General features: G+C 48.9%; 5 protein-coding genes. All 5 read left to right on the top strand.

The features are described from left to right. Nucleotides 1-193 precede the first annotated feature (193 nt). The 5 genes from CWC22_RS22655 (at nucleotide 194) to CWC22_RS22635 (ending at nucleotide 11,140) form a co-directional block, all read left to right on the top strand. Complete coding sequence (locus tag CWC22_RS22655; protein WP_138538463.1) at nucleotides 194-1,363, top strand: PQQ-binding-like beta-propeller repeat protein; 1,170 nt, start codon at nucleotides 194-196, stop codon at nucleotides 1,361-1,363. A gap of 161 nt (nucleotides 1,364-1,524) precedes the next feature. Next, on the top strand, nucleotides 1,525-5,286 hold the full coding sequence (locus tag CWC22_RS22650) for an ATP-binding protein (RefSeq protein WP_138538462.1): 3,762 nt from the start codon (nucleotides 1,525-1,527) through the stop codon (nucleotides 5,284-5,286). A gap of 291 nt (nucleotides 5,287-5,577) precedes the next feature. Continuing rightward, on the top strand, nucleotides 5,578-8,382 hold the full coding sequence (locus CWC22_RS22645; protein ID WP_138538461.1) for a TonB-dependent receptor plug domain-containing protein: 2,805 nt from the start codon (nucleotides 5,578-5,580) through the stop codon (nucleotides 8,380-8,382). Between the two features lie 68 nt (nucleotides 8,383-8,450). Further along, entirely contained in the window at nucleotides 8,451-10,739 is a 2,289-nt protein-coding gene (locus CWC22_RS22640; protein ID WP_138538460.1) for a S9 family peptidase, read from the top strand. A gap of 188 nt (nucleotides 10,740-10,927) precedes the next feature. Next, complete coding sequence (locus CWC22_RS22635; RefSeq protein WP_230090667.1) at nucleotides 10,928-11,140, top strand: hypothetical protein; 213 nt, start codon at nucleotides 10,928-10,930, stop codon at nucleotides 11,138-11,140. Nucleotides 11,141-11,143 lie beyond the last annotated feature (3 nt).

The raw sequence follows: 11,143 nt of genomic DNA, 5'->3' as shown, positions 1-11,143 counted from the left end.
CACTAAAAGTGTGGGTTTAATACCTAAATAATAATTAAAAGCATTTAAATCAGTTGCTTATTGGTTTTTTCGTGGAGTGATGTGAAGGCATGAGACGAGGCGTTAAGGATCTTTAAGAAGGTTTCAGAGCGTTTTCAGGATCTTTGAGCGCGGATTGTGCCACTGTGATGACAAATCACACAAGGAGAACACCATGAACTCAATTAAAACACTAAAACAGCTTGGATTGGTCAGTTTGTTGGCGACCGGACTCAGCCATGATATCGCGCAGACAGCCTTTGCCGCTAGCGGCGATTATCTGTTTAGTTATCAGGTTAAAGGAGAGAACTGGGGAGGCATAACACTGCGCGATCATACGGCTTACTTTGGCAGTGATGATGGCCACCTTTATGCGTTGAATGTGGATCAGCCTAAGCTGGCCTGGTCGTATAAAACCGACGGTTTGGTGAGATCTAAGCCCACGATAAAACATCATCAGATCTTCTTTAGTAGCGATGATGGCTATTTATATGCACTCAATCGTTGGCAGGGTAAGTTGTTATGGCGCACCAGTCTGAATGATGCGGACGTACAGCGCATTTTGCCTGCTAACCATGCACCGTGGGAATTTGACTACAGTAAATCCAGTGCTTTGGTTCAGGGTAACAAAGTCTTTATTGGCAGTGGTGATGGTCACCTTTATGCCATCGCCAGATCGTCCGGTAAGGTGCTGTGGCGCTTTAAAACGGAAGGTAAAATTCGCGCTACACCTGTGCATCACCAGGGACTTGTATTTATCAGCAGCTGGGATGGATCTGTCTATGCGCTGGATGCGAATACAGGTGAACGGGTTTGGCAATATGATACGCAGGGGGCCTTGACGTCCAGCCCGGCTATTGTCGATGACGTACTGGTGATTGGCTCCCGTGACACCCATTTATATGGGCTTGACCCACTCAATGGTGAATTACTGTGGAAGCAGGCTTATCCGGGTGGCTCCTGGGTGGAGTCGTCGGCAACAGCGGCTGCGGATGGTGAACATTTTTACATCGGCAGTTCAGATTCCAATTTACTCAATAAATATCACGCCCAGAGCGGTGACCTGATCTGGCAATTCGAAACTGGAGGATGGAGCTGGGGCCAACCAGTTGCCCAAAATGGCACTGTGTACATCGGCGCAACAGGTCATGATGAACCAGGCTGGTTTGCAACCCAAAGAGGCTTTTTTGCGGTCGATGGCCACACAGGTGAGCAGCAATGGCAGTACCAGCCTGAGAAGATTAATGGTTTTGTTCATGGTGGTGTTTACGGTGCGCCAGCGGTCGGATATGGCAAAGTGATCGTGCCGGATTTGGATGGCTATATTCATGTTTTTGAAGAGTAACTAAACATAACTGCAATCAACTTAGAGCCCTGAGCATATATCTCAGGGCCGATTTTAATCCACGCAATATAAGGGACGGGTTTAGTCATGTTGGGCGTTACTTTGCACTGAGGTCCATAGCAGACTACGCTTTGTGGGTTATCGACTGAAGAGTTCTGCTAATGAAAAGGCTTTTTTTCATTGGTGTGGTGGTGTTATTTCTGACAGGGGGCGTCGGGTTTGCAGGTGCCTCGCCAGAACATGAATACACCGCTTTATTTGAAAAAGGCCTACGTCACTTTAAAAAGTTAGACACCAAAAAGTGGCCCCTGTGGGGGGTCTACCAGATAGCGCAGGATGAACGCGGCCTGATCTGGTTCGCCACAGATATGGGCATATACCGGTACGACGGACACACCTTTAAACCTTTCAATCTGGATGTTGATGATCAGACCAGTATTGCCAGCAATCTGGTTAACGGTTTCTGGATGGACAGCCAGTCCCGATTGTGGTTATCACACACCTCAGAAGGGATCAGCATCTTCAATACGTTAACCGAGTCTGCTGTTCGTATTAATGCTGCGAGTACGCCGCCAAACGGCCTTACTGGCAATGGTGTGGTTGCCATTGAGGGTAACAATCAAGGCACCGTTGCAGTGTCCAGTACATCCGGGCTGGACTTGATCTTCGAAGACGGCCGGGGGTTTAGTGTGCAAGCCGTCTCCATACAAGGTGAGTGCGGTGTTGAGTTTAGTACTCAATACATACATACGTTGCACTGGAAAAATGCACAAACGCTCTGGGTTGGGGGCGATTTTGGTTTGTGTGAACTCGCCATCCCAGGCAGAGCAAAGGTATATCAGGCACGGCAAATTGCAGCCCTGGCTGATCTGCCCGTCAGATCTCTCACTTCAGGTAACGGGATGGTCTGGGTTGGCACGGCATCAGCGGGGATGTACCGCCTCAATACAGCGGAGGATACACTAACTCAAATTTCAGACAGTGTGTCTGAAACCCCTGTGGATGTTGAAGATTGGTTGCAGGTGTCTGATCAGGAAATATGGGCTGTTGCACTGCGTGTGGGAATTTTGGTGATAGACGCACAATCATTGCAGGTCAAAAGCATTATTCATACAGAAGCTGGGTTTACGCATGCTCTGGCTTCTACTAACCCAAAGTCATTGTTTCGTGATGCCGCTGGTGTGATCTGGATTTCGACATGGGGAGATGGTGTGTTTACGCTTGACCCTGTACATACTGCGACCAGGCGGTTGGTTGCGGGGTCTTCTCTCAGTAAAACGTTTAATACCAACAACATCCGTGCCATTGCCGCACTCAATAAGGCCTATCTGGCGTTTGGGACCGTGGGCGCGGGTATCACCTTGTATTCCTGGCTGGATAAAGACTTTACTCCGCTAAAAACTGGCACTGAGTTGGATGCGGCCACTGTATTTACAATTCGCACAGGGCCTGACGGGCAGTTGTGGGCTGCCACAAATGTCGGGGTGTTTGTGATTGAACCGGCCACACAAAAAGCAACTAAAATGCCGTGGCAGTTTGCTGGCAGCGCCGTCAGACGCATGGCGTTTTCGAAAGATGAGGCATTTTTGAGTACCTCAGACCATCTGTTTCGCGTCAGCCTGGACGATTTTTCAATAGAAAAAATTGAGACAATTGGCAATGAGACCACCTCATACAAAACATTTTCAAATGTGTTACTTACAGACTCCGAGGGTAATTTGTGGATTGCGTCGCGAGCGGGTTTGTATGTGCTGCGTAAAGGAGCGCAGGCCTTGCTGGCGGTTAATGAGGAAGCACAGACGGCCAGCGGTATTAGTAAAGCCGCGACTTTCGGGGTGGCATTTCATCCAAATGGTCAGTTAATCGTGACCAATGAGCTACTACAGGGGTTTTACTATTTGGATACTCAAACCTGGCCTGTTCAGGCCGAGCAGCTGCCGTCTGAGCGTGTGGATGTGCGAGCGGGTGCCAATATTTGGGTTGACCAGCGTCAGCGCATCTGGAACGACAGCAGTATTTATTACCCTGAGTTATCGCGCTGGGACAATATCAATTCAGCTTTGGGTATTTATGCGCTGTGCTATGGCGAAGGCGGGCATCTGGTCGCTCAAACCCTGTTGTTGATTGGCTGCCCGGACGGGGTGCTCATGTTTGATACACAGCAGTGGCAACCCTGGATGTTTCGCCCCAACATTGCGATTACGAGTGCCGAGGTGAATGGTGAGGCACGCATTATCAGTGACACACAGTTGGATCTGCCACCCGCCTCTAAAAATTTTACGATTCAGTTCAGTGCATTAGATTATAAAAATACCGAGGAGTTGAAGTATATGCATCAACTCCGTGGTTTTGATGAGCAGTGGCAGGATACCAAAGAGCGCCGCGTTACCTATACCAATTTACCACCGGGGGAGTATCAGTTATTGGTTAAGAGTACCAATGCGGTTGGAAATTGGGGTGAGGAAAAAACACTTCTTCAAGTCAGGCAGTTGCCTGCATGGTATCAGACTCACGCATTCTACTTAGGAGGCGTTTTACTGTTGCTGTTAGGTATCTGGGGTATCGTCAGATCCAGAGTGCGTCGTTTGCAACAGCAGACACACCTGCTGAACAGATTGGTGAAAGACAAAACCCGGCGATTAGAGCAATTGGCGGAGATAGGTAAAGAGCTCACCACATCGCTGGACTTAGATGAAGTGATGGACATGATGCATGAGAAAGTGACCAGTTTACTGCATTGTGATGTCTTTTTAATTGCCGTGGTTGATCATGAGCAGGATGAACTGCATGTTGCAGGTTGTTTTGAAGATGGTGTGCGTCAGGCAAGCTTTTCCTATCCTTTAGACGACTTGTCGCGGCCGGCCTGTTGGTGTGTGACACACAAAAAAGAGATATGTGTGTCCAGTCAGGACGCGCTGCAAGCGTTGCTGGGTCAGTCTCTCAAGCCCCCGGTGTTTGGCAGCCCGACTGAATCCATTATCTATATTCCACTTTGGCTGCAAGATGACGTGATTGGCTGTATCAGCGTGCAAAGCCATCGTAAAAAAGCGTTTCGTAGTGTTGATCTGCAAACGCTTGCGACCATTGCGAGCTATGCTGCTGTGGCAATCGAAAATGCGCAGGCACATGCCGATTTGATTAATGCGCAGGAACGCTTGATAGAGTCTGAAAAGCTCGCTTCATTAACCCATGTGGTTACTGGTGTGGCGCACGAGATTAACACGCCACTGGGGATTGCATTAACTGCGATAACCGGGTTGGGCGCAGGCGCTAATAGTATTTTGCAGAAACTGGCAGAAAATAAGATTAGAAAGTGTGATATCAGCGACTTTGCCCAGTTAAGTCTTGAGACGGAATCTCTGACACAAAGCTCACTGGAGCGCTGCTCGCGGCTGGTTCAGGACTTTAAAAAACTGTCGGCAGAGCAAAGCGTATCGGAACCCAGAGAGATCCAGCTTAAAACCTACCTGCAAGAGTTGATGCAGGCATTTGAGTTCACTCTGGCGCAAAACAGCATTGCGATCGAGGTCTTTGGAGATGACCCAAAACTGATGACCGACCCTGGGGTTATCAGTCAGATAATCGGTTGTTTGATTAACAATGTGGTTGCCCATGCCTTTGAGTATCAGCCGGACATGCCCGCAGCACAAGACAAGCGTGTTGATATCCTGGTAAGTGCACAAAAAAACCAGGCAACCATTATGTTTAAAGATAATGGCGTGGGCATAGACGAAAACATACAGAAACAGATTTTCATACCCTTTTACACCACTAAACGTGGCAGCGGCAACACCGGCCTGGGACTCAATGTTGTATACAATCTGACTAAATCCGCATTAGGGGGGGAGCTTACGGTGGAATCAGAAGACAACATGGGCACGGCTTTTTTGATCACCATTCCGATGCGCCAGGCATCGGGTTAACACATTGTCCGGTTTCCTTGCCTGCTCAATTTTATGCCAGTCAGACGTTTGTGTATGGCTGGCTTGATAAGCCATTGCCTCGTGTAACAAACTTGATTTTCCCCTTTATCTGGCTGGAAGAATGCAGACCATTTGTCCTGGCCGAAGAGGTTTGGTGACACTTCGGTCACTGAAATGGATAAAAATGACATTTTTCATAATTGGATATTAAATATTGTATGCAATTTATCGTTGAGCTATAGTCGTACCGATCTTCAATAAAAAGCAATAAATAACAACAGGAAATTCGGTATGTTAAATTTTCGTAAGTCAGCGGTGGCGCTGTGCGTTTCTATGAGTTGTGCTGTTCCGGTTTATGCCGAGCAGCAAGCATCTGAAAATCAGGACATGGATGTGGTTGAAGTAACAGGCTCACGGATAAAGCGTGCAGATCTCGAAGGGGCCTCTCCTTTGGTAACCATTACGGCCGAAGACATTCAGATGCAGGGTCATGCCAATGTCTTTGATGCGCTGAGCGCAATTTCGTCAAACAGTGGTATTTTTATAGGTGAAGCAAACTCTAATAACTTCAATGCCAATGCCCAGGCGCTCAATTTACGGGGATTTGGCTCCTCATATTCCCTGGTGTTAATCAATGGTCGCCGTATTCCGGTATTACCTAAACCCTCAGGCACCGTGAGTGGCAACGTCACAAATTTGGCTACGATCCCCAGCGATGCGGTCAAGCGGATTGAAATTCTCAGCGGTGGCGCCTCTGCTATTTATGGTTCGGATGCGGTGACCGGGGTGGTCAATGTGATTTTAAAAGATGATGTTGATGAATCCACCTTAACGTATCGTCGAGGTGATACCAAAGATGGAGGCGGTGCTTCAAATAAGTTGAGCTTTACGACTGGCGGGTCTTTTGGTGATACCAACTTTACCCTGGGACTGGAACTTGACCAACGCAAACCCATTCATGGTGATGACCGAGACTGGTTTGATGAGCCGACTGATGGCCCGGATGAAACTCGCCATGGCCTAACTCAGGTTATGTCTTACTGGGCGCGATATCAGCCGGATCCTTACATGCTAATCGACATTGAAGATAAGTGTGCTGCAGTCGGATATGAAGCAGTGTACAACGCCAATCGCACGCCGTTCAAACAAAATGACTCCGACACGGATACACCCCATTATTGTGGTGATAATACCTATAACACTTACACCGTCAGGAATGACAGGGACCGCAGCTCTATGTTTTTGCACCTGGACCATGATTTGAATGCCGACACAGCCTTGTATGCGGATATCATTGCCATGAAATCCGAGGGGGAGGCAGGGATCTATCGATATAGCTTCAAAGCTGACTATGACGTGCGAGGTGAGTTAGCCGATGGGGATTCCTGGCTGGGCAGCCGTCATTTTTATCGCACTTTCAGAAGTCATGAAGTACCCACGTCTAATCAGGTCTTTGATGAAACATCACTGACTTTCATCACCGGGATCCGCGGTGTGATTGCGGGTGAATATGATTACAGCGTGAGCTTTTCTGGCGGTCAGTATGACTATGAAGACAGTGTCGTACGTTTTGATGATCAAAAGATGCTGGCGAAAATTTTCGGCGAAAAAGGCAAAGACTGGGATCAACCCTGGGAAGGCAGCCGCTGGGTAACGGTTAACGCAAGCCAGCTTAACAGCGACTACACCCCGAAAAATTTCGATATTCTCGGTGAGCTGACGCCAGACATGTTCAATGATGTTACGCACACCTCAGTTGGTAAGGGGGATTCTTCCATGTATAACCTGGCGTTCGAGTTGTCGGGTACCCTGATGGAGCTGGATAGCGGGCCTTTGCAGTTCGCAACTGTGGCCGAAATTATTCAGGAAAGCTATGAATTTATCACCGATCAGCCAACAGTAGATGGGGATATTTACGGTTGGAGTGGGATCCGGGGTAAAGGGGATCGTGACCATTACGCAATTGGGTTTGAGCTGGCTATCCCGTTGCTGGATGAAAGCAGCGGTGCTGGCAAACTGGATGCAACACTGGCTGCACGTTATGACCATTATGACGATAAATCCGATGTAAATGGTGCTGCCACTTATCAGTTTGGACTGACCTGGCGGCCTATGGAAGAGTTGATGTTACGCACAAACTATGCAACAAGTTTCCGTGCGCCGGATATGCACGTGATGAATGCTGAGCGCAGTTCGTCTTTCGCATCGGGCACTGATTTTTATGAGTGTGCAACTAAAGAAGGGCTGACGGCTGGACAGGGGTGGAAGTTCTGCTCTGAAGATTACGGTTCAGGTAGCGTTCGCAGATACACAGAAGGTGACTTATCGCTTAAAGAAGAAACGGGTTACAGTGCCAGCATTGGCATGGTGGCAGATATCACCGATAACTGGTCAATGACCCTGGATTTTTACAAGCTTCACCTGGAAAACCAGATTGGCGTGATGACTATGGATGGTTTGTTCCGTTATGAGGCGGAATGTTTGCTGGGTTTTGGTCAGTTTGATAGCAACATAGATAAAAACTCCCCGAAGTGCCAGGATGCCCTGTCGCGCGTTCAGCGAGGCGGTCCAAAGAACGGGGTCACCAGCGTGTCGACCATACCCTATAACATAGGTTTCCGGCAGCAAACCGGTGTTGATTTCAGCACCAGCTATAAAATCGACACTCATGAATTTGGTACTTTCAAAGCTAAGCTCGACTACAGCCATATCTTTGAATCACCGTTCCGATTCCTGCCTGAAGATGAGGTGGAGGACATCCGAGATTTGCCATGGAATAACACCTTCCGGACCAAAACCAATCTGACACTGGGCTGGCATAAAGAAGCGGTCTCAGCCTCTTTGTTCATTAATCGTTTAGGTACGTCGCCTGTTGAGGACGCAGAGCAGCCAGAGCGCTATCCTGCCTGGACTACAATGAACCTGAAAGCGGGCTACGATGTCACTGAAGACATTAGTTTGTCTCTGAGTGTGGTCAATTTGTTCGACAAAAAGCCGCATCAGCATGAATCTGAAAAGTGGTGGCCATTCGCCGATATCAATAAGTACAACCCGGTTGGTATGGAGTATTTCTTACAGGCTAAAGTTCGTTTCTGAGCCCTTATTTCCCCCAGCCCACTTGCGCATTGCGCGCAGTGGGCTTTTTTAGTTTAGGAGACCGTTTTATGTTGCAGCGCACACTAGCACTATTATTCAGCTCTAGCCTGATACTGACAGCCTGTCAGAGCCTTCCCGTCAGGGAATCGCAGGCAGAGCAACAAAGCGATAGTCAGAAGCTCTATCTTCGGGCTGAACAATTCTTGCCGCAAAATCTCGCCCCTTTAGTCAAAAACGATAAATTGACCGCAAACTGGCTGGATGGGGGGAGTCGGTTTTGGTTTGTTCAGCAGCATGGCCATGGTCACCGCTTTTTGCTGGTTGACCCGAACAAGAACACACAGTCTGCGGCGTTTGATCATCAGAAAATTGCGGATGTGTTGCGCGCAGAGGGTCTGACAGAGGTGTCAGCAGCGCGATTGCCATTTGAGCAAATTACACTGAGCGGGTCCCGGTTAGGGTTCAATATTGAACAGACTCAATGGTCCTGCACTATGCCTGCATATACCTGTGATCATCGAACGCGCGTACAGACCGAAGAATCAGAGCAAGGTGCCTCACCTGATGGGCGGTGGCAAGTGGTGGTTGAAAATCACAATCTGATTTTGGCCAATAAGCATTCGGGGGAACGCACTGTACTCACTCAGGATGGCACTGAGAAGCGCCCTTATGCTGCAACGCACCCGAATCCGGCGCGCAGCTTTAAGGCAGGCACAGACTATCAGCGTGAAGGCGCCTCACTGACGTGGTCCAAAGATAGCCGCTATCTGATCACCTATCAGCTGGATCGCAGTGGCACTGACTTATACACCCTGGTTCAGTCTGATCATGAAGCGAGCCTGAGACCGAAAACGGTACGTTATTACTATCCTTCAGCCGGGCAGGAGACTTTACCACAAGCCAGCCTGGTGCTGGTGGACACCGATAAGAAAAATGCCATCAAGCTGGATGCTCCGCCTGTGATGCAGACTTACTATGGCAGCGCATTGTGGGGCTGGTGGCAAGACAATGGTCGCTATGTCTATCATGATCGTCGACGGGGTAATCGGCAGTACTTTATGCGTGAAGTGGATCCGCACACGGCTCAGGTGCGGGCTTTGGTTGAAGAGCGTGATGACAAATATATTGATCCCTGGGTGCAAACGTATTGGGCATTGCCGGAGCTGGATGCTTTTATCTGGAGCTCGCAACGCAGTGGTTATCAGCATCTGTATTTGTACCAGGCCAGCAGCGGCGAATTATTGAATCCGATCACGCAAGGTGAGATGACAATACGGGTGATCCGAGGCATGGATACTGAGCGTAAGCAGCTTTACTTTGAAGCATCCGGACGAGAGTCTGGCAGAGATCCGTATTTTCGGCATTTATATCGGGTTAACCTGGATGGCAGCGACCTGACTCTGCTCACGCCTGAGCCTGCTGAACATGATACGCGATTATCTCCCGATTTTAACTATGTGATTGACACCTATTCAACGGCGTCACAAGCACCTGTGACTGTGCTGCGAGATAGCCGCACGGGAAAAGTAGTAAGAGAAATTCAACGGGCGGATATCAGTGCTTTGCAGGCGACAGGCTGGCGTCCGCCACAATCATTTGAGGTGTTGGCTGCGGACGGTAAAACGTCGCTTTATGGCCTGATGTACTTACCATCTAACTTTGACCCTAACAAGCGTTATCCAGTTATTGACGACATTTATACCGGACCGCACAACTTCTTTACGCCTAAATCTTTTAATACCTATTCACGCCAGGCTAATGCACTGGCTGAGCTGGGGTTTGTGGTGATCAAAATGGATGGACGGGGCACTAATAAACGCGGTCGGGTATTCCATGAATATTCGTTTAAGAACCTCGGAGGGGGCGCGGACGATCATGTCGCGGCCATTCGTCAGTTGGCACAACGGCATGCTTTTATAGACAGTGACCGGGTTGGGATTTTTGGTTTCAGTGCAGGTGGTTATGATACTGCGCATGCCTTGTTTAAATATCCGGATTTCTTCAAGGTCGGTGTCGCGGCGTCGGGGAATCATGATTTCCGGGTTGATAAAGCGGGCTGGAACGAAATCTGGATGGGTTATCCAGTGACACCGGAGTGGGATGAGCAGTCTAACCTGACCTGGGCAAAGCATCTGCAAGGGAAGCTGTTATTGGCTCACGGCGAGTTGGACACCAATGTACATCCTGCTGCGACCATGCAGCTGGTCTCTGCACTGATCAAAGCGGATAAGCAGTTTGACCTGATGATTTACCCCAATATGGGTCATGTACTCGATGAGCATCCGCATTTTGTGCGTCTGCGTTGGGATTATTTCTTACGCCACCTCAAAGGGGGCGAGCCTATCAAACACCGATGAGAGCCCGAGCGCTGTGCAACTTGGGTTTTGACTTAATAACACTTACAGCGTTACTTTAGTGGGACCAGGTTGCTGTATGGTCAGCACATTACTCATGAGCGCAAAAATGGATATTTTGATAGCACAAGAAACTGAGCTACATCAGTATGAGATTCGGCAAAACCGAGAGGCTGTTGAGCGTCTGTTACATGCCGATTCAGCTGCGTGTGCATGCGCAGAATTACTGCTGTGACAAGCTGGCAATGGGTGTATACCTGTTGCGTTATCAATCCGCACTGGTTGGTCAGCATGGAGAAGCCAGTGAATTTGCACAACGGTGCTCCATTTGGGTATTGGTGCAGGGGCGCTGGCAGCTTAAATATCATCAGGGCACGGCCTGCGCGCCCTTTGCGTTGGTCTAATGA

This window comes from Pseudoalteromonas rubra, from assembly GCF_005886805.2.
Lineage (GTDB): Bacteria > Pseudomonadota > Gammaproteobacteria > Enterobacterales > Alteromonadaceae > Pseudoalteromonas > Pseudoalteromonas rubra_D.
This window is presented reverse-complemented; position numbering and strand designations above follow the sequence as displayed.

Excerpts from the sequence above, each read along its gene's own strand:
- CWC22_RS22655 (WP_138538463.1), top strand. The coding sequence starts at position 194 with ATGAACTCAATTAAAACACTAAAACAGCTTGGATTGGTCAGTTTGTTG.
- CWC22_RS22650 (WP_138538462.1), top strand. The coding sequence starts at position 1,525 with ATGAAAAGGCTTTTTTTCATTGGTGTGGTGGTGTTATTTCTGACAGGG.
- CWC22_RS22645 (WP_138538461.1), top strand. The coding sequence starts at position 5,578 with ATGTTAAATTTTCGTAAGTCAGCGGTGGCGCTGTGCGTTTCTATGAGT.
- CWC22_RS22640 (WP_138538460.1), top strand. The coding sequence starts at position 8,451 with ATGTTGCAGCGCACACTAGCACTATTATTCAGCTCTAGCCTGATACTG.
- CWC22_RS22635 (WP_230090667.1), top strand. The coding sequence starts at position 10,928 with ATGCCGATTCAGCTGCGTGTGCATGCGCAGAATTACTGCTGTGACAAG.